Raw genomic sequence first — 19,369 nt, forward strand, 5'->3', positions numbered from 1 at the left:
TGCAACGGACGCCACGCTTGAGCGACGCCGCTCGTCTGATTCATCCCCATGCGTCACGCGGCAACCGTATCGCGCATCGACGGAGCGTTGCGTCCCGGCGACCCGCCATAAAAAAGCGCCCGCGCGTATCCGCGGGCGCTTGAAAATCACCTGACAAACGACTCAGTGGCCGTGACCGTGGTGCCCATGGCCCTCGTAGGAACTCAGCAGGATGGCCAGTCGAGTCACATCGGGCGTGCCGACGCCGGTCGCGGGGTCGTACCCCTGTGCTCCCTGCCAGAACCAGTTGTCGCCGGAGGCGATGTCGTTGAACGGGGAATCCGGGCCATACCCGTACTGACGCAGCAGACGATAGAGCTGCGGGGCCAGCAGACCGATGCGGCCACCGTTGCGCTGATTGACCAGCGCGGTGATGCCGTTCAACTGCGGCGCCACGAAGCTGGTGCCGCCACTGCCCTGGCCGAGGCCGCCGTCGGCGCTGGAATAGACCAGATAGCCGGTGAACGGATCGGCATTCATCGAGATGTCCGGCACGTTGCGACCGGCATAGTTCGCGCGCAGATCGAGATAAGTGACGGTCGGATCGACATCCAGCTCGGTCAGGCTCTGTCCCGACGCGCTGCGCTGCATGCCGGCGACGCCGTACTGGTACCACGGACGATGCCAGTACACGCTGACGCCGCCGCCACCGCCGGACGAGAAGATACCGGCATCGACCGGCGACAGCCCGTAGCAGGTCTGGAAGAAGTCCGACAGGTAGTCCCACGACCAGGCACGTTCGCCAGTCACCTGGATCGGGTAAGTGCCCGAACCGCAGTTGCCCGACAGCGAAACCGGCTCGGTGGTGCCGCCGGCCGCGGTCATGTACGGCGAGCTGGACGGCCAGTCGACCGACAGCGGCGTGGTGAAGCTGGGCGCGGACAGCGTCCGGTTGGTGTCATAGGCACCGGAATCGCCGCTGGCGGTGAACAGGGTGATGCCCTGGACCGCCGCCTCCATGAAGGCCTGGTTCAACGCTTTCATCGTGTCCGTGTAATCGACGCCACCGTTGAGTTCCGGGTAGTAGTAGATCTCCGGAAGGCCCCAGCTGTAGGACAGCGAATCGACCCGGTTGTCGGACACGACCTGATAGAACATGTCGATGCCGCCCTGGCTGCTGTTGGGCGCGTCGTACACGACCACGTCGGCGTACGGCGCCAGTCCACCGGCCTGCTCGACGTCCAGTGAGGTCTCGCCGGAACCCGCATCGGCACCGAAATCGCCGCCACCGTCGACATGAATCTTGCTGATGCGATCGGCCTTGCTCGGTAGACCGATCAGATTCCAGTAGGTGTAGGCGTCGTCGGCCAGGAAATCCGCGTAGGTCGCCACGCCCAGCGTGGTGCCAGCACCCGTGGTGCCCTCGGCGTACAGCGGATTGATGTCGTACAGATTGGCCACGTCCGCCACGGTGTACTGCCCGGGCACGCCAGTGGCGATGGTGTTCGAGCTGGGCACGAGCTTGAGCGCATCGGCATGGGCGATGCGCGTCGTCGATGCGTTCATCGGCTTGAACTGATACTCGTTGCTGAGACCGACGATGGCGATGACGTCGTTGTCCAGCAGCAGCTTGGGCATGCGCGGCTGATGACGCGGACGATGGAAGCGATGCCGACGATGCGGATGATGACGGACGTCGTTCTCCTGGAAATCGTCCACCTGCGTCTGCAGCACGCTCTCGAACACGCTCGCCGGACCGCTCACGGTCATGGCCAGATGATCGTCGAAGATCTTGTCGACCGTCAGGCCCTGGCTCTCCAGATAACGCTGCGTGCGCTTGAGCTGACCGGGTGCCGGCGCGAAATGGGTGACGAATTCGCGCAGAGTGAGAAAGTCCCGGTAATGCGGACTGCCCGGCGTGACCGTCTCCTGGATGTACCGCTCCAGCTGATACGGATTACGCACACCGAACACGATCGTGGTGGTGATGGTGTCGTTGGTCGGCCCGAGCTGCTGCGTATCGGCGCGGGCCGGAGACGTGGCAAAAAGCCCCGTCATCCCTGCCGCCGACGTCAGCAGCAAGGCACATAAGGTACGGCGAAACATAATGAATCCCTCCGCTAGAAAAACGTGATTCCCTCGAGATGGAAGGCGTCCGGCAGGCCTATCGAACTCCCCACGGCCATGCACGGGCGCGTCGCGTGCAGAGACGCGATCCCTACGAGGTATAGGTGGGCGAAGGCTTCGCTGTCAAGAAAGGCCGCGAATATGCTTATGGCATGAAGTCGCGAAAAACTTTCTTTGTCCGCATATATCTCCGAATTAAGAGGACTTTGATAACGTCTCGCGAACGAATGCAGCGATGCCATCCAATGCCGGGCCATCGCCATTCACACTTTTCGAGTGCATGACAAACGCCGCAAAAAGCACGCTGCCCGAAAACGGACAGCGTGCATTCGATCGACGATGGCGATTACCAGCCGATCGTGAAGGTCACGTCCGTCGGCGCCGCGGTGTGCAGCGAAGGGCTGAAGCCGCCGACGTCGTCGTAGGCGAAGCCGTAGGCCTTGGCGTCGATGCTGTGGTCATGCCAGAACTTCGCATACCAGTTGGCCAGGGTGCCCGCCGGGTAATGCGCGAACTGGTCGTACCACAGCGACGGATTCGCGGCGACGTGACGGTTCAACGCCGCGCACAACTGCGCCTGGATCTGCAACTGCGTGCCCACGTCGCTGGCGCCGCTGGCATCGTTCAGCAGCCCGTTGCCGAGCAGCACTTCGGACGTCGTCGGCTCGCCGTTGATGTAGTACGTGCCGTTGGCGTTGCCGCCGGTGAACACGAACGTGTTGCCGTAGACATGGCCGGTGAACGTGCCCAGGTTGTCCAGTGTGAAGACCAGGTTCTGGCTGCGGAACTGGTTCCACACGGCATCGATGTAGCTCTGCAGATAGTTCGCGTTCGGCTGCCCCGATCCGAAGCTTCCGTGGGCGGGAGCCAGTATGCGGTACGGCGCCTGCGACTGCGCCAGCGATGCGAACGCGGACGGCAGCGAGGACTGGAAGTCCGAGAACAGCTGACTGCGCGATTCGGTCAGCGGCTCGCCGACGGTCTGGTCGTAGCCGTTCAATCCCTGCACGTGCAGCTTCAGCGGAAAACCGAACTGGTCCACGCGCGTGGTATTGACGAAGATGCCGGGGTTGCCCGAACCCGGCGGCAAGATCGCCATCTCGCCGAAATCGAAATAGACATCGATGTTGGGGTCGGTCGGGTTCTCGATGTTGGCGCCGGCGTAGCCGATGTTGCCGTTGCCGTCGACCACCACGCGGATATACATGGGCGAGCCGACCGAGAACAGGATGCGCGCCGAATTGATCGGCGGAATCGTCACCGAGCCCATCTGCGCAATGGTGTGGAAGTAGTTGGTGTAGCCCACGCCGTTCTTCACCAGCGCGCCGTTGTCGGCGGTCGACATCGGTTGCAGATTGCCGGAGGCGTCGACATAGACGAACTGCCCCGTCGACCAGGACTTGCCGATGATGGCCCAGTAGACCTGGCTGTCGGCCCAGTGCCCGTTGGTCTGATTGACGATGTGGAAGGTGGTCTGGCCGTTCCAGCTGCCGCTTCCACCGCCACCGCCGCCACCGGAACCCGTACCGCCGCCGGTGTCGCCGTTGACCGTGTAGGCGTAGGTCGCACTGTCGTAGGCCGGCGAGCCCTTGTTGTAGGTGAACGAGTAACTCAGGTTCGAACCGGTCGAGACCGGCGACACCGCCGTCTCGTAGCGCGCGTTCGCGCTGTTGTAGGTCATGCGGATGTTCTGCTGCACGCCGCCATTGAGCACGTAGTGCACGTCGACCCATGTGGTCGTAGTGCCGGTCGGCGCAAACCAGATGGTCGCGGTGGAACCCGCGACGTCCACGCCCTGGTTGTAGTCGCTCGCCGTCTGCGCTTGCGCCGGCGCCCAAAGCGCCAGCATCACGGCAAGCAGGGATATCCATGTGACTATCCGTTTCATGTCGTTTCCTCCTTGTGATCTTCCTGATGGTCCGAAGCACCGCCCCTGTGAGGGCACGGTGGCCTGTCGCATCCCGGCAGGCCGTCTTTCATGGTGCGCACGCGTGGCGAGACAGAACGCGAATTAGCTCTAGGTATTCGAATCCAACCGGTATGCATATCCTCATGCCGCTTGGTTCTATGCAGTTTTGCAGTCGTGCGGATGAACGTAGTCGCCTACTAGCGAAAATCACTCAAACAGGACTCATCCACGTGAACATCTTCCGGCCACATGCGTAGGTTGCAGCCATGGCTTTTTAGACTGACAACCGCATGGCGGCTCAGACAATCGATCGGAACATTTGCCGAAACGTGAGACATCGCGAACGATGTCCCCACGGTCATGCCGAGGCAAGAATTCCTGCGGCAGGCGGAGCAGATAAAACTCGCCCAACGATGTACGCGAGTCGAACTGAGGGAGAAGTCGTTTGTGACGCGAATGCAACCAAGCGTCCCGCAGAACCATGCGCACGACTTCTGCAAGCAACCGATCATTGCGCACATTCAAATGGAAAGGCGGCACACCGCCTCTCCAGACGGCGACGGTTCGGCAGCTGCCGAACCGTCGCCGGCAGCTCAGTTGGTCGACTGCGGGCAGGTTCCCATCTCTACGCACTGTCGCAGATCTGGGCAGTACTCGTAACCGACCGGGCACTTCGGCAAGAGCTGTGTCGAAACGCCCTTGACCGCATGACCCTCGGCCGTGCGGGTCGCCGCTTGCGTCATGAACGCTGCGCCGGAAAAGATCACTGCGACGGCGAGCGTGTTCAGGATCATCTGACTCTTTTTCATGGCAAATACTCCGTTTGCTGAATCCATTGACGATGGATGCATCCGTACATCGATCCGTGTCGCCAAATGGAAATCGCGGACCGCACGAGGCTCGCATCCGTGAAACCCCGTGACACCATAAGCGCACAACCTCACCCTGAAGATCAAGAGGTGCAATCGTGATCCAGGTCCAAGGTTGGAGAAAGTCGACTCACAAACGATCACTGGCGACTCATAATGACGCTTGGAGTACGCATCCTGGTCGACTGCAGAGAAAATCCCGTCGGCGGTCGATGGACGTCTGTATATACTTCGGCGGCCAGTGCGATGCATGCAGTCTGGCATGGACTGACCGGAGCTGGAGTTTGCTTGCCCGCCAGCCCTGGCGTGAGAGTTTACTGCGGTTATGATGCGAAAACGTCGTTCGCTGATTCTGGCCAAACGCAGATGAAAGTCGAATGTCTCTCCCTCACTGCAGCAGCGCTCAATCATGCAGATGGATTCATCCCGTACACGTGCCCGACTGGTTTCCGCCTTTGAGCAGGGCCACTGGTCGATGGTGGAGCACCGTGCCCGTCAGTTGCTCCCACATTACCCGGAGGATGCCGAGCTTCACTATATGGCTGGTATCGCTTTCCTGCAGCACCAACGCATGTCCGAGGCGCTGCAAGCACTGAGCAGAGCCGCCCAACTGGACCCGGCGCAGGCGGAATACGTCGCGCACCACGCCAAGGCGCTTGCGCTGCTACGCAGACTCGTCGAGGCATGTGAAGCAGCGGATCGCGCCATGCCCCTTGCTCAGCGAGACCCGTTCCTCCTGGACATGCTAGGCGTGATCTACATGCAAGCCAACGCCATCGAACCATCGGCGCAGGCCTTTCGACAGGCGGTAGCGCTACGACCGGACATCGCGCGCTTTCGCTTCAATCTCGGCTACGCACTGACTGCACTTGGCGACATCGAAGGTGCCGAGGCCGCACTGGAGGCATGCGTGCACAGGGAGCCTCGCTACTGGCGCGCACATCTGAGTCTGTCGATGCTCAAACGTCAGACGCCGGAAACCCAGCACATCGAACGCCTGAAAACCCTGCTAGAAGCACATACGAACGATCCCGGCGCGCAAACGTTCCTTCATCTAGCACTGGGCAAAGAATGTGAGGATCTGACTGACTACGACCGTGCGTTTGCCCACTACGCGCAGGGCAAGGCTGCGGCGCGCCGAACGCGCCCAGCCTCGACGGACCGTGACAAGAACATGTTCGATGCCCTGATTCGTGCATTTCCCGTTACGAATCCGATGCCCGAACCCGACGCGGGACCACCCGCGGCCCCCATCTTCATCATCGGCATGCCGCGTACCGGTACGACGTTGCTGGACCGCATCATCTCCAGTCATCCCGATGTGCATTCCGTCGGCGAAACCCAGCATTTCGCGGCCGCGCTGCAACGCGCTTCCGGTAGTACTGTGGCGCTGCTGTCCACCACCGACATCGATGCGCAGACACGCAACGTCGACTGGACAAGACTTGGCGAAGATTACATGGCAAGCGTCCACCCAGTGACGGCCGAACCACGCTTCACCGATAAGATGCCGCATAATTTTCTGTACGCCGGATTCATCGCGCGCGCGCTGCCGCACGCACGCATCCTGTGCCTACGCCGCAATCCCCTCGACACCTGCCTGAGCAACTTCCGTCACCTGTTCGAGCTGGAATCCGGGTACTACGACTACTCGCTGGACCTGCTCGACACCGGTCGTTACTACATCCAATTCGATCGTTTGATGGCGCACTGGCACAAGGTGTTGCCCGGACGCATCCACGAAGTGTCCTACGACACACTGGTGGATAATCCCGAAACTGTTATCCGCGAAGCGCTTGCATTCTGCGACCTCCCCTGGGACGACGCATGCCTTCACTTCGAAAGCAACCATGCTCCGGTGAAGACACCAAAGGCCTGGCAGGTGCGCACACCGATCTTCAAGACCGCACGTGGCCAATGGAAGCACTACGAATCGCACGTGCACGAACTACACGAACTGTTCGAACGCGAAGGCATCGCGACAGACATTCCGGGAATATGAAACCACTGTGAACGTGCCAAGCCATCGTGGAAAATTGTCGCTCACCGAAACGAATCGCCGCTTCTACGAGCGTCTATGGAGCGAGGCTCAACTAGTCGAGCCGCAGCGGTTCAACACCTGGCCGCTGGTGTCCGAACTGGCCGCCCGAGCGCGGCGCATGCTTGAGGTCGCGCCGGGTCTGCGACCGCGCCTGCCGCTGGATCGCGCGCAGTTCGTCGACATCAGCCGCGCGGCGATGACGCGCTTCCGGAGCCGGGGCGCCGCGGCCTCGGTCGGCATCATTCATGCCCTGCCCTTCGCCGATGGCGCGTTCGATTTCGTGTGCAGTTTCGACATCGTCGAACACGTCGACGATGACGAGACCGCCTTCGCCGAACTCGCGCGCGTCGCCGCGCCCGGTGCGGCCTTGCTGCTCTCGGTGCCGCTGCATGCGTCGGCGTGGACGCCGTTCGACGACTTTGTCGGCCATCGCCGCCGCTACGAGCCGAACGATCTGGCCGACAAGCTCGCCCGCCACGGCTTCGCCATCGAGCGCAGTGCGGTGTTCGGCATGCAGCCGAAATCCTCGCGCCTGCTCGACCTGGGCATGTGGTTTCTGACCCATCAGCGCGAGCGCGCGATGTGGTGGTACAACCGCGTATTCATGCCGCTCGGGCTGCGCATGCAGAAACCCTTGCAGTGGAAGCAGGGATTCCACGACGAGCCCGGCATCGACACGACGCTGCTGATCTGCCGCAAGCAGGGCTGAAACTGCGCGTTCGCGCCGCATCCGCAAGGCTCGTGTGTTGACAGGCGTCGAGGCGACCGCGATGTTGTCGGCGTCCCCTCGCAAGCGATCCGCATGACCAAGTTTCTTCTCGCCGCCCTTCTGCTGGCATGCACGAGCATGCTGCCGACGACGCAGGCTACGGTTTCGACGCCTGCGGTCGAAAGCGGCCGGCACGTTCGACCGCTGATGACGCACTGGCGTTTCCGCTACACCGGCCATCCCGGCGATGCGCACACGCTGGCCGGCGCGGCGTTCGACGACCGCGGGTGGCAACGCGTGACGCTGCCGCACACCTGGAACCACTTCGGCGAATACACGACGCACCGCACCGCCGGCATCGACATGCGCCAGGGCGTGGGCTGGTATCGATTGCATCTGCCCGGCGCGCAGCTGCCGCCGGGCGCACGGCATTATCTGCAGTTCGATGCCGTCGGCAACGTCGCCGACGTGTGGGTCAACGGCCGTCACGTCGGCCATCACGCCGGCGCCTTCTCGCGGTTCCGCATCGACGTGACCGGTCTTCTGCACCACCATGCCGACAACGTCATCGCCGTGCGCGCGGACAACAGCAAACCCGCACCGGGCAGCCGCACCGAACATGTGATCCCGCTGAGCGGCGACTTCTTCATCCACGGCGGGCTGTACCGCGGCGTGTCATTGATCGGCGTCGGCGAGCAGCACGTCGACCTGATGGATTTCGGCGGGCCCGGCGTCTACCTGACCACGCCGGACGTCGACGACGCGCAGGCCACGTTGCGTGTGCGATCGCGCCTGCGCAACGACGCGAACCGGGCGCGGCAAGTCGACGTACGCGCCGTGGTTCGCGATGCTCAAGGCCGCATCGTGGCGAGCGCATCAGAAAGCGCCCGCCTGCCGGCGCAGGCGACCACGGTGCGCACGACCACGCTGACGCTACCGCACCCGCACCGCTGGGACGGTCGCCGCGATCCGTATCTGTACCGCGTGACGCTCACCCTGAGCGAACACGGCCGGATACTCGACCGCGTCAGCCAGCCGCTCGGTGTGCGCACGATGCGCATCGACCCGGACCGCGGGTTCTTCCTCAATGGCCGGCACCTCGCCCTGCACGGCGTGTCGCGACACCAGGACCGCATGGGCAAGGGCTGGGCGGTCAGCCGCGCCGACGAGGATCAGGACATGGCGCTGATCGAGGACATCGGCGCGAACACGATCCGCATGGCGCACTACCAGCAATCGCCGCACTGGTTCCAACTGGCCGACCGCGCCGGCATGGTGGTGTGGGCCGAAGCGCCGCTGGTCAACGCCGTGTCGCTGAATGACTCGCCGGCCGATCCGGCGCTGATCGCCAACGCGCGCCAGCAGCTGACCGAACTGATTCGCCAGAACATGAATCATCCGTCCGTCGCGGTGTGGGGCATCGGCAACGAGACCGACCTGCTGATGGCCACCGGCCAGCTCGGTGCGAAGGCCGACCCAGTGCCGGTGCTGCGCGACCTGCAGAAGCTGGCGCATCGACTCGACCCGACCCGGCCGACCACGCTGGCCGACTGCTGCGAGGAAGTCGCGCCGAAGAAAGTCTTGCCCGACGTCACCGGCATCAGCGACGCCATCGGCTACAACCGCTACTTCGGCTGGTACTACGGTCAGGTCAGCGACCTCGGCCCCTACCTCGACACCATGCACGCGCGTCATCCCAGGCAGCCCATCGCGGTCAGCGAGCTGGGCGCCGGCGGCGCGGTGAGCCAGCACACTGACAACCCGCTCGGCGGCCCCATCGATACCGAAGGCCGTCCGCATCCGGAGGCATTCGAGACCTGGTGGCACGAAAAGACGTGGCCGCAAATCGCCCGCCGACCGTTCGTGTGGGCCGCGTGGGTGTGGAACATGTTCGACTTCTCCTCGCCGATCCGGCACAGCGGCGACTCGACCGACATCAACGACAAGGGACTGGTGACCTTCGACCGCAAGATCCGGAAGGACGCCTTCTACTACTACCAGGCGCAGTGGTCGTCGCAGCCGGTCGTGCACATCACCCAGCATCGTTACGTGCATCGCGATTACGCCTTCGCTGATGTGCACGTCTTCGCCAATGCGCCGGCCGTCGACCTGCGCTTGAACGGTCGCGATCTCGGCACCGTGCCCTGCCGCAACAAAGTCTGCGTTCGCCGCAACGTGCAGCTGTCGCCGGGCGCGAATATGCTTCGCGCGTCCGCGCGCTTCGGCAATCGCACCGTGACCGACCGCGTGCGCTGGATCGCACCGGACGCGCGCGACGGGGTGGGTATCAACGTCGGCGACCTGGCGGGTTTCGTCGACGGCCAGGGTTTCCGCTACGGTTCGGACGATGCGTTCATCGGCGGCACGCCGCATCGCTTCTCCGACAAGCAGCAAAAACGCTCGCACGGCGACGCACCGGTGGCGATGCGCGCGGGCTATCGCGAAGGACGCTTCGGCTACGCGATCCCGCTGCCGAACGGCCTCTGGCGCGTGACGCTGACCTTCGTCGATCCAGGCACCGGCAAGCATGCGCCGCGATCCTTCGACGTGCGCGCCGACGGCCACACGTTGCTGTCCGCCTTCGAGCCCGCGCGCGCCGCGGGCGGTACGCTGCGCAGCGTCACGCGCAGCTTCGTGGTGCGCTCGTCCCACGGTCGTCTGCATCTGCAATTCGTGCCGCGCACGGGACCGGCCGTGCTTTCCGGCATCCGTATCCGCCCCGTGCATTCGCCTCGCCGAACATGAAAGCGCGGCGGCGACCTCATGCCGTTTTCTCATTCGCACCGAAGACAGGTCTGCGCATGTCATGGGCGTACGCCATTCGACGCCATGCCCATGGCAAAGCGGCTCCCACGCATCGACACCGACACCCGCCCCACGTCGACTAGGCCAGTCCCGCGCCATCGCGTCCGGGCTTCGCTATGCTGGCCGGAACATTTCCAGGGGACATCCGGCATGCACACGACACCGAACCGGTTCCATCCACGGGTCCGCTGCGCATGAGCGCGAACATGGACGCCGCTTCCGTGCCTGCACACCGGTTGCGCCGACAGGACGTGAAGACGCTGGTGCTGTCCGCGCTGGGCGGCGCGCTGGAGTTCTACGACTTCGTCATCTTCGTGTTCCTGGCCGGCGCCATCGGTCAACTGTTCTTTCCGCCGGAAACCGCCGAATGGCTGCGCACGCTGCAGACCTTCGGTCTGTTCGCCGCCGGCTATCTGGCGCGGCCGCTGGGCGGCATCGTCATGGCGCACTTCGGCGACCGCCACGGCCGCAAGCGCATGTTCACCCTGAGCGTCTTCCTGATGGCGCTGCCGACACTGGTGATCGGCCTGCTGCCGACCTACGCCGCGATCGGCTACGCCGCGCCGCTGCTCCTGCTGCTGATGCGCGTGCTGCAGGGCGCGGCGGTCGGCGGCGAAGTGCCCGGCGCATGGGTGTTCGTGTCCGAACACGTGCCGGCACGCCGGGTGGGCCTGGCCTGCGGCGTGCTGACCGCCGGCCTGACCGCCGGCATTCTGCTCGGCTCGCTGATCGCCGACGCCGTGCACAGCATCTTCGACGCCGACGCCGTGCTGCGCTGGGCGTGGCGCATTCCGTTTCTGATCGGTGGCGTGTTCGGCTTTCTGGCGGTGATCCTGCGCCGCTATCTGGCGGAGACGCCGGTATTCCGCGCCATGCGCGAGCGCCGCGAACTGGAACAGGGCATGCCGCTGGGTGTCGTGCTGCGCCGCCACCGGCTGGCGGTGATCCAGTCGATGCTGCTGACCTGGATGCTCACCGCCGCCATCGTCGTGGTGATCCTGATGCTGCCCGCGCTGATGCCCAAGTTGTTCGACATCGACACGATGACCGCGCTGCGCGCCAACACCGCGGCAACACTGGCTCTCACGATCGGCTGCGTGTTGACCGGCCTGTCCACCGACCGCTTCGGCCTGCGCGTCACGCTCGGCGTCGGCGCGACCGGCCTGGCGGCCACGACCTATCTGCTGTTCGCCGGCCTCGCTGCCAACACGCCCCATGTCGCCGCCCTCTACGCGTTGACCGGCCTGTTCGTCGGCATGGTGGCGACCGTGCCCGTGGCCCTGGTGCGCAGCTTCCCGCCCGCGGTCCGCTTCTCCGGCATCTCCTTCGCCTACAACGTGGCCTACGCCCTGTTCGGCGGCCTCACCCCGCTGGTCATCTCGCTGTGGCTCCGAAGTGAGCGCATGGCGCCGGCGCACTACGTCACCGCGCTGTGTGTGCTGGGGCTGGCATTCGCGATCTTCGGGCTGCCTGACAAGAAATCAGACAACGCCCGGATTTCGGCACCCGAGGGCTGAGTTTCCGGACAGCGCGCCACCGTCGCCCGTCACGAGCAGTCGACGGTCAGTCCAGCGGCCAGGGAAGCTGCGACGACATGCGTTCGTCCTCGGCGACGTCCTCGGCCTGCACATCCCCGGACATCGGCGCCGACGCGACCGCACGACTCTCCCGCCACCACGCCTGCGCCGGTCGCCGTTCGGACGGCTCGACGGCCTCGCCCAGCCTGGGCAGCAACAGATGGGTGTGCGCGGGATCGGCCTGTTCCAGCAGCGTCTCGACTGGCTGATCCCAATCGTGCGTGGACAGGGCGAACGTGCCCCAGTGCACCGGCATCAACACGCCGCCGCCGAGCATGCGGTGCGCCTTCAACGCGTTCTCCGGACCGAGATGGATGTCGCCCCAGGATGGATGGAACGCGCCCACTTCCAGCATCGTCAGATCGAACGGACCGAGGCGGTCGCGGATGGTCTCGTATTCGGTGGTCAGGCCCGTGTCGCCGCTGAAGAACACGCGATGCCGCTCGCCTTCGATCACCATCGACGACCACAGCGTCATGTTGCGATCCTTGAGACCACGCCCGGAGAAATGCTGCGACGGCGCGGCGGTCACGCTGAGCCCGGTACCTGGCAGTCGGTGTCGCTGCCACCAGACCAGTTCCGTGATGCGCTCGGGCGCGATGCCCCAGGCTTCCAGATGCGCGCCGACGCCGAGCGAAGTGATGAACGGCACGTCCGATTTCGCCAGCGCGCGGATGGTGGGATAGTCCAAGTGATCGTAATGATCGTGCGAAATGACCACGGCGTCGACGCTAGGGATCTGCCGCAGACTCACCGGCACCGGCTGGAAGCGCTTGGGTCCGATCAGTCGGAACGGCGAAGCACGCTGTCCCCACACCGGATCGGTCAGCACGCGATAGCCGTCGATCTCGATCAGCGCGGTGGAATGACCCAGCCAAGTCACGCGCAGACCGCTGGCGGCGCGGCGCGTCCAGGTCGTGCGTGGATCCAGCGACCGCAGCGGTTGCGGCGGACGACGCCCATCGTCGGCGCACAGGAACTCGCGCAACGTCGGTCGTTCGGCGTTCGGATCGCGCAGGTCCGGCAGCACCGGATGCACATTGCGGAGCCGTTCGCCGTCCCACAGAGGAAGATCGCGCAGGCGCTCCAGGCGCTCGCCCTTGGACTGACTACCGAACGTTCGCACAGCCGAACTCCACTTCCGAAAAGATCGATCTGGGCGCGGATGGCGCGTTTGCAAGACACGATGTCTGCGTCTTGGAGAAAACGCCTCCTTTCAACTGTTGCGCCACTGGGAATCAGATCACCAAATGCCCGCCGACTTCGCTCCTATGCTGAAATCGCTCCAATGAAGGAGCGGACATGGAGTCTGAAGATGGATATTCGCACTGCTCTTGTTCTGACCGGCGTCGCCCTGGTGGCCGGCCTGGCGGCCTCTCCGGCCCGCGCGCTGCCGAACTGCGACACCTGTATGCCTGCCTACGAAAACTGCGTGGCTTCCGGCGCGACCGACTGCGACACCCAGTACCGCGTTTGTCTACGTTACTGCCCATCCGTGCATTCCGACAGCACCGCAATGGATCGCGGGTACGCGGCCGACAAGCCGCGTCTGGCACAGATGCATGCACGCATCGTGCAGACCCACGGCTACGTCGCCGAACGCCTGGCGGCTCGCTGACCCATCGCTTCACGTGGTAACCGACGGCGCAGTCGCTCCACGACTGCGCCGTTCACGATGTGCGCAAGCGCTTCACAAGCATCCTGCCGGCTTCGACCGGCTCGCACGAAGCGAGTTCCACGCGCGGCGTCCCATGCCATTGCGCGCAGTCCAGCAAGGCTCGCGCCATGCCCTGCAGTTGCGCGTCGGTCGGCTTGATTGCGCAGGACTCCAGATGCATCGAGCGCACCTCGAACACGCCCTCGCGCCGATGCGCCTTGGCGTCGACGCGGGCGACGAGTCGCCCACGATGCAGCAACGGCAGCACGAAGTAGCCGTAGCGCCGCTTGTGCGATGGCGTGTAGCACTCCAACGCATAGTCGAAGTCGAACAGCTCGCGCGCGCGAGCGCGATCCCACACCACCGGATCGAACGGCGAAAGCAGCGTGCTGTGCGTGGCACGCAGCCGGCCGCCGGTCGCGCGTGAAAGCAGCGCTTCGTGATCGCGATGCACCAGCGCCGGCTCGTCCCATCCGCGCACCGCGACCGGCAGCACGCGCTGCTGCTCCAGGAGCGTCTGCAGCACGGCGTCCGGCACCGCGCCCTGGCGATGGTAGTCGCCGACCCAGCCCGATCGGGCGACGCCCAGCGCGCGTATGGCATCTTCGGCCAAGCGCAGACGCAGGGCGTCCCGCGTCCAGCTCTCCTGCGTTGAGACCGGCATGCGCGAAAGCACCCGTTCGGCCAGGTCGTAGACACGCTGGAAGCGCTCGCGTCGCGACACCATGACCTCGCCAAGTGCGAACAGCGCCTCGATACCCTTTTTCTCCGCGCTCCATTCCCACCAGCCCGATGTCCGTGGCTGGTTGGAGGCCAGATCGCCGGCACGCAGCGGACCTTCTGTGCGCACCTGCGCCAGTAGTTTGCGCAGCAAGGGGCCTTGCTCCCGGTGCATGCGCTGTGCGTTTCTGAAGGCCCAGTGCCGCGTGCGGAGAGTTCGCGCCGCCTGGTGCAGCGGAAAATCATCGGCCGGCGCGAAACAGGCTTCATGAGCCCAGCACTCGAAGATGCGGCCATCCGCCAGGGCTTCCTCCAGCCATGCCTGCGGATACGCACCGAGCCGCGAGAACAGCACCAGGTACGGACTGCGAGCGACCACGTGGATGCTGTCGATCTGCAGCAGCAGCATGCGCTGGATCGCCGCCACGACATCGGCCGGCCGGGCGCGCCGGGGCGGCGGGCGCAGCACCCCCTGCGCGGCAAGATGCAGGGCACGAGCCTGTGTCAGGGTCAGATCCCGCATGCGGCTCTCCGCGGAAGACAGCAAGGCACAGCGTGCGCGTTACGCATGTGCGCGGGAACGCATGAATGCATGTTCGTCGTTTCCTGCAAGGGAAGGTTTGCAATATAGTCGAGCGCCACGAACGACACAGCCCGCCATCCTAGATCGCGCGCTGAACCGCTCCCCCCGCTCACGAATCGCCATGCACCGATCTTCAGATTCCGACCCCGGACGCTCGCTCTCGCGGCGCGCTCTCGCCTTCGCAGCGTTGGCGACCGTGTTGCTCGCCGCCTGCAGCACGCCGCCTGAGCGGATGGCCAAGGCGGCGGCGCCGCGGGAGAATCCCGACATCCTGTGGCACTTCGTGCACGACCAGTGCACGCCCGCGGCCAGCCAGGGGCGCTACCCGCCCGCACCGTGCGTCGAGGTGACGTCGGCGCAGCATCCCGATCGCGGCTACGCCGTGTTCAAGGACCGCACCGGCGCGCATCAGTATCTGGTGCTTCCGCTGGCGCGCATCCCCGGCATCGAGAGCCCGCTCCTGCTGCGCCCCGATGCGCCGAACTACCTGGCCGATGCCTGGACGGCGCGCATGTACACCGAAGCAGCCCTGCACCGAACCGTGCCGCGCGAAGACATCGCGCTGGTCGTCAATTCCGCCCACGGCCGCTCGCAGAACCAGTTGCACATCCATGTGGACTGCGTGAAGCCCACCGTGCGCGCAGCGTTACGGCAGGCCCTGCCGCAACTGACCACGCGCTGGACGACGCTGCCGATGCGCCTGCCCGATGCGCAGGGCGACCGCTACATCGCTCGCTGGGTCGGTGGCGCGCAGCTCTCCATCAATCCGTTCAAGTCGCTGGCACAGTTCCTGCGCGATCCCGCACAGATGCAGTGGCACAGTCTCGTCGTCGTCGGCGCGCAGCGCGCCGACGGGCAACCGGGCTTCGTGCTGCTCAGCACACGCGCCAACGCCGAGGGCAGCCACGGCAACAGCGACGATCTGCACGACCGCAGCTGCGCCGTTGCTTTCGAACCCGATCGCGGTTAGCACACACTGGGGCGCTGCACGGAGAAGCCGTCTCGAAGGCCGGCGAACGTCGTGCGGACCAATGTGAACATCCGTCCGCACGACGGGTTCTTGCAGACGTCAACTTGAACCTCCTCGTGTTCGTGCGCATGCGACGCCATCCGCGGGTTTGCTCAATGTTCCAACGCGCATCCATGCAACGCACAGTCCTGCGGCACCTCGCCACCGAGCGGCACCTGCGCGGAACGCAGCGCTGTCGAACGAAGACGCGTGGCGAGATAGACCATATGGCTACCATCAGCCTGTTCCTGCACCACGCGCATCCATTCACCATTGGGCATCACATGCACCGTCGTGACGCCCACGACCCGCCCGTCATGCCGGGTCGTCATCCGCATCCGGTGCGGTGCCAATTTCTGCACGCTGACCGTGCTGATCAGATGTGATCCGGCGTAGGGCGTTTCCCGGCCATCCATCGATGCCACGAATGCGTGTCCGCGCGGATCGGTCATCTGCAGGCGGTTGCCGCTGACGTGATAGGTAAAAGTTCGACCGCTGTCCGACAGCTCCGTATAAGTCGCATCTTTCCACGATCCCGAAGTCGCGTGCGTGGCATCCGATGGAAGTCCGTCGCGACGATGATGGAACGTGCTTACGACGGGCTTCTCGCCGGAGAGGTCCGTACGCGTCACGCGGGTCAACCCGGCATCGCCCGTCAGTTCACGCACTGTACTGGCCATCTCGATGCCGTTTCTGCGCTCGGTGATCTGCACCTTGCCCGTGTTGACCACGATCACCGCGACCTCATCGCCGCCTGAGGCGGTCGGTACTGGATAGAACGCGCCATCCGCGGGAATCCGGTACTGCGGTCTGCAGCTGAGGCATGCGTAGATACCGTCCCTGATCTCGAACGCATGCGGATGGGTCGCCCGGATCGAACCCGGGTCCACTTTCCAGATGCCATGCAACGGACTGCCGTTTTCGGCGACCGCAGCCGCCGGCAACAGGAACGCGACCGCCAGAACCATGAGCTTGGTTTTCATGATGCACGTCTCCGTCAAGGAGGACCGCGCGATCACCCTGGATGGGCGATGTCACCCTAGCGCCGGTTCGGCTGCCGGTCTACGGGACTTACGGCACATCACACGCGCGCCTCCCGCCGTGGATGCGGCGGGCGGCGCGCGCATCGAACGCACGCAACGGTGCCTACATTTCCAGCTTCTTCTCCACGTCCAGCACCTTGCGTCGCGCCAGCGCGAGGTTGGACTTGTTGCGGTCGAGCACGACGTAGATGAACAGTCCGTCGTTCGAGGCGACCGGACGGATGATGTGGTACGCCTTGTGCAGCGAGATGAGGACGTCCTCGATCTCGTCGTCCAGTTTCAGCGCGTCCATGGTGCGCATCTTGGCCCGGATCACCTCGGTGTTGCCGGCCGCCGCCGCTTCCATGTCGATTCCCGAGCCAGCCTCACCCAGCAGCATGCCGCTGCTGTAATCCACCAGCGACACGGCCTGCGCGCCGTCGATGGACATCAGTTCCTGCAGCGCTTCGGACAGATTGGACATCTTCGTTCCCCTTCCCGGTTGGTTCATTCCCGACCACGGACGACCGTGGCCATCGTTAGGCCGCGGACAGCGTGGCGCTGATTTCCTTGGCACATTCGCGGGCGGCCCACAGGACCTTTCCCATCACGCTCTTCTGCGAGCAGGCGACCATCAACAACAGCGGTTCGCGCGGGGTGTCGATGGTCAGCATCAGCACCTTGCCGATGTCGGCATCCAGCATCAGCGTCTGGAGCCGGCCCATCGCCAGCTCGCGACCGATCGCCGATGCCAGCGCCAGCATGGAGCTGGTCATCGCGGCGAGCTTTTCCTCGCTGACCTGGGACACGCTGGCATGTGCGATCGCGAAGCCGTCGACGCTGGCTACGACCGCCGAACGGATGCCGACGAGATCCTTGCCAAGCGCGTCCAGGTGGTGTTGAAGATCGGTGCGTTGCGTGCGCGTCGGCACATCCCTGGCCGTGGATTTCATGCATACCCCATCAGTTCGGCGGATTCGATTTCGCTCACCAGCACGTCCATCAGCATCAGCACCTGCTCCTCGCTGCGCGCATCGACCGGAGCCAGCGGCACGCGGCCGGCGATCACGGCATCCGCGCGCGCCATGACGTCCTGCGGGTCGCCGTCGACCAGGTCGAGACGGCTCAGGCCGACCACGATCGGCATGTCGCCGGCCTCGCGGGCAACCCTGAGGTAACGCTCGACTTCGACATCCAGCGGTTCGCGGGTGGCATCGACCATCAGCACCACACCCGCCGCGCCGCGCAGGAGCGTCGGCCAGACGAATTCAAAACGCGTTTGGCCGGGCGCGCCGTAGAGCCGCAGGCGGTCGCCGCCGGGCAACGCGATGTCGGCATAATCCAGCGCTACCGTCGTGGTCCGCTTGTCCGAATCCGGATCGGTGTTGGCCACGTCGGTATCGACGATGTTGCCCGCCGCCACGGCGCGCACCAGGGTGGACTTTCCCGCGCCCATCGAGCCGAGCACGACAATCTTGTATTCCTTCACGAAGCGTTCCTTTGCATGTCGCGAACGCTGCGCCACCAGTCCACCAGTCGTGAACCGCTCTGCCGCCAGCCGGTCTTCACGTTCGGCTCGACCGGTACGCCGGGCTGCAGTTCCGCGCATCCCGTGCAGTACGCCGCGCGCGCGAACGCCATGGTCTGCTCGACATCGATATCCAGCAACTCCACGCACTCGCGCGCGCTGCTGGGACGCCGCAACATCAGCGAACACAAACGGAAGTGGTCATGCCGATGCGCGAGCAGGTGGAAACCCGGCCAGCGCAGCAGCCGCACCACCGTGTTTTCGTCGATGGCGGAATCGCGCTGCTCTTCATCCAGATCCAGCGCCGCATCCCAGATCATGCTGGTCAGCGCCTGGCCGCGCGCTCCATCGGGCTTCGCGAAGACCTTGCCGGTCGGATCGTCCAGCAACCGCACGCCGGCGCTCATGGCCAGAAGTCGACGTCCGAGCATGCGGTCGTCCAGCGATTCGCCGCCGCGATAGAACACGCGTTGCGTGACGAAATCGACGTGAAAACGCTCGGTTGCCCCGTCCAAAATCAAGGCTCGTCCAGTACCGCGGACGCTGCCTTTGCGCAAGGCATCGAGCACACGGGCGAGCCCTTCCGCCGCCGCTTCGTCTGGGGGACGAGCATCCGATGCGACGACGGAAGAGAGGTCCGATGAAGAGGATGCCATCGCATGCATGACGGGCCGCTGGCCCCAGGTTCGCTCGGAGCGGACGTGTCCGTAACCGCGTGTCGCGTCCTGCGGCTGCCGTTCGGCCATGACATGTTCCAGAAGTTCGTTCTCCACTGCGCACCCCCTCATCATCCTGATTTCTGCACAGGCCATGCGTGGCATGGCGTTCGTCGAA

Annotated in this window: 16 protein-coding genes; 6 read left to right on the plus strand and 10 right to left on the minus strand. The window is 64.6% G+C overall.

The features are described from left to right. Positions 1-162: 162 nt before the first annotated feature. From LF63_RS09045 to LF63_RS09060, 3 genes are all read right to left on the minus strand, one after another. Entirely contained in the window at positions 163-2,037 is a 1,875-nt protein-coding gene (locus LF63_RS09045) for a S53 family peptidase (RefSeq protein ID WP_052394886.1), read from the minus strand. A gap of 415 nt (positions 2,038-2,452) precedes the next feature. Continuing rightward, positions 2,453-3,994, minus strand: a complete 1,542-nt coding sequence (locus tag LF63_RS09055; protein WP_235205297.1) for a glycoside hydrolase family 64 protein — start codon at positions 3,992-3,994, stop codon at positions 2,453-2,455. A gap of 614 nt (positions 3,995-4,608) precedes the next feature. Beyond that, complete coding sequence (locus LF63_RS09060) at positions 4,609-4,824, minus strand: hypothetical protein (RefSeq protein WP_043101156.1); 216 nt, start codon at positions 4,822-4,824, stop codon at positions 4,609-4,611. Between the two features lie 469 nt (positions 4,825-5,293). On the opposite strand from LF63_RS09060, the gene LF63_RS09065 reads away from it, so the two are divergent. The 4 genes from LF63_RS09065 (at position 5,294) to LF63_RS09080 (ending at position 11,956) form a co-directional block, all read left to right on the plus strand. Beyond that, a complete protein-coding gene (locus tag LF63_RS09065; protein ID WP_052394890.1) occupies positions 5,294-6,886 on the plus strand; it encodes a tetratricopeptide repeat-containing sulfotransferase family protein in 1,593 nt (530 codons plus the stop codon). A 34-nt stretch (positions 6,887-6,920) separates the two neighbouring features. Beyond that, positions 6,921-7,634: a class I SAM-dependent methyltransferase gene (locus tag LF63_RS09070; protein WP_221265652.1), complete on the plus strand. Its 714-nt coding sequence runs from the start codon at positions 6,921-6,923 to the stop codon at positions 7,632-7,634. 93 nt (positions 7,635-7,727) lie between these two features. Beyond that, positions 7,728-10,379 (plus strand): glycoside hydrolase family 2, encoded by a 2,652-nt coding sequence (locus LF63_RS09075; RefSeq protein ID WP_052394892.1) that lies wholly within the window; start codon positions 7,728-7,730, stop codon positions 10,377-10,379. 266 nt (positions 10,380-10,645) lie between these two features. Further along, complete coding sequence (locus LF63_RS09080) at positions 10,646-11,956, plus strand: MFS transporter (RefSeq protein WP_043103548.1); 1,311 nt, start codon at positions 10,646-10,648, stop codon at positions 11,954-11,956. A gap of 46 nt (positions 11,957-12,002) precedes the next feature. On the opposite strand, the gene LF63_RS09085 is transcribed toward LF63_RS09080, so the two are convergent. After that, entirely contained in the window at positions 12,003-13,142 is a 1,140-nt protein-coding gene (locus LF63_RS09085; RefSeq protein ID WP_043101160.1) for an MBL fold metallo-hydrolase, read from the minus strand. 189 nt (positions 13,143-13,331) lie between these two features. Between LF63_RS09085 and LF63_RS09090 the strand changes: the two genes are divergently transcribed. Continuing rightward, entirely contained in the window at positions 13,332-13,634 is a 303-nt protein-coding gene (locus LF63_RS09090; protein WP_043101162.1) for a hypothetical protein, read from the plus strand. A gap of 52 nt (positions 13,635-13,686) precedes the next feature. On the opposite strand, the gene LF63_RS09095 is transcribed toward LF63_RS09090, so the two are convergent. Next, entirely contained in the window at positions 13,687-14,916 is a 1,230-nt protein-coding gene (locus tag LF63_RS09095) for a winged helix-turn-helix domain-containing protein (RefSeq protein WP_043101164.1), read from the minus strand. Positions 14,917-15,097: 181 nt separating this feature from the next. On the opposite strand from LF63_RS09095, the gene LF63_RS09100 reads away from it, so the two are divergent. Next, entirely contained in the window at positions 15,098-15,946 is an 849-nt protein-coding gene (locus tag LF63_RS09100) for a CDP-diacylglycerol diphosphatase (RefSeq protein ID WP_161782339.1), read from the plus strand. Between the two features lie 152 nt (positions 15,947-16,098). Here the strand turns inward: LF63_RS09100 and LF63_RS09105 are convergent, their stop codons facing one another. From LF63_RS09105 to LF63_RS09125, 5 genes are all read right to left on the minus strand, one after another. Beyond that, complete coding sequence (locus tag LF63_RS09105; RefSeq protein WP_043101168.1) at positions 16,099-16,968, minus strand: hypothetical protein; 870 nt, start codon at positions 16,966-16,968, stop codon at positions 16,099-16,101. Between the two features lie 163 nt (positions 16,969-17,131). Continuing rightward, the gene (locus LF63_RS09110) at positions 17,132-17,491 is read right to left on the minus strand and encodes a hypothetical protein (protein WP_043101173.1); all 360 of its coding nucleotides are present in this window, start codon (positions 17,489-17,491) and stop codon (positions 17,132-17,134) included. Between the two features lie 55 nt (positions 17,492-17,546). Further along, positions 17,547-17,960 carry a roadblock/LC7 domain-containing protein gene (locus tag LF63_RS09115; RefSeq protein WP_043101176.1) on the minus strand — a complete coding sequence of 138 codons (414 nt, stop codon included), beginning with the start codon at positions 17,958-17,960 and terminating at the stop codon, positions 17,547-17,549. Then, complete coding sequence (locus LF63_RS09120; RefSeq protein WP_043101177.1) at positions 17,957-18,496, minus strand: GTP-binding protein; 540 nt, start codon at positions 18,494-18,496, stop codon at positions 17,957-17,959. The genes LF63_RS09115 and LF63_RS09120 overlap by 4 nt, the downstream gene beginning before the upstream one ends. After that, the gene (locus LF63_RS09125) at positions 18,493-19,281 is read right to left on the minus strand and encodes a hypothetical protein (protein ID WP_152569305.1); all 789 of its coding nucleotides are present in this window, start codon (positions 19,279-19,281) and stop codon (positions 18,493-18,495) included. Before LF63_RS09125 ends, LF63_RS09120 begins: the two co-directional genes overlap by 4 nt. Positions 19,282-19,369 lie beyond the last annotated feature (88 nt).

The sequence above is a fragment of the Oleiagrimonas soli genome, from assembly GCF_000761445.1.
GTDB lineage: Bacteria > Pseudomonadota > Gammaproteobacteria > Xanthomonadales > Rhodanobacteraceae > Oleiagrimonas > Oleiagrimonas soli.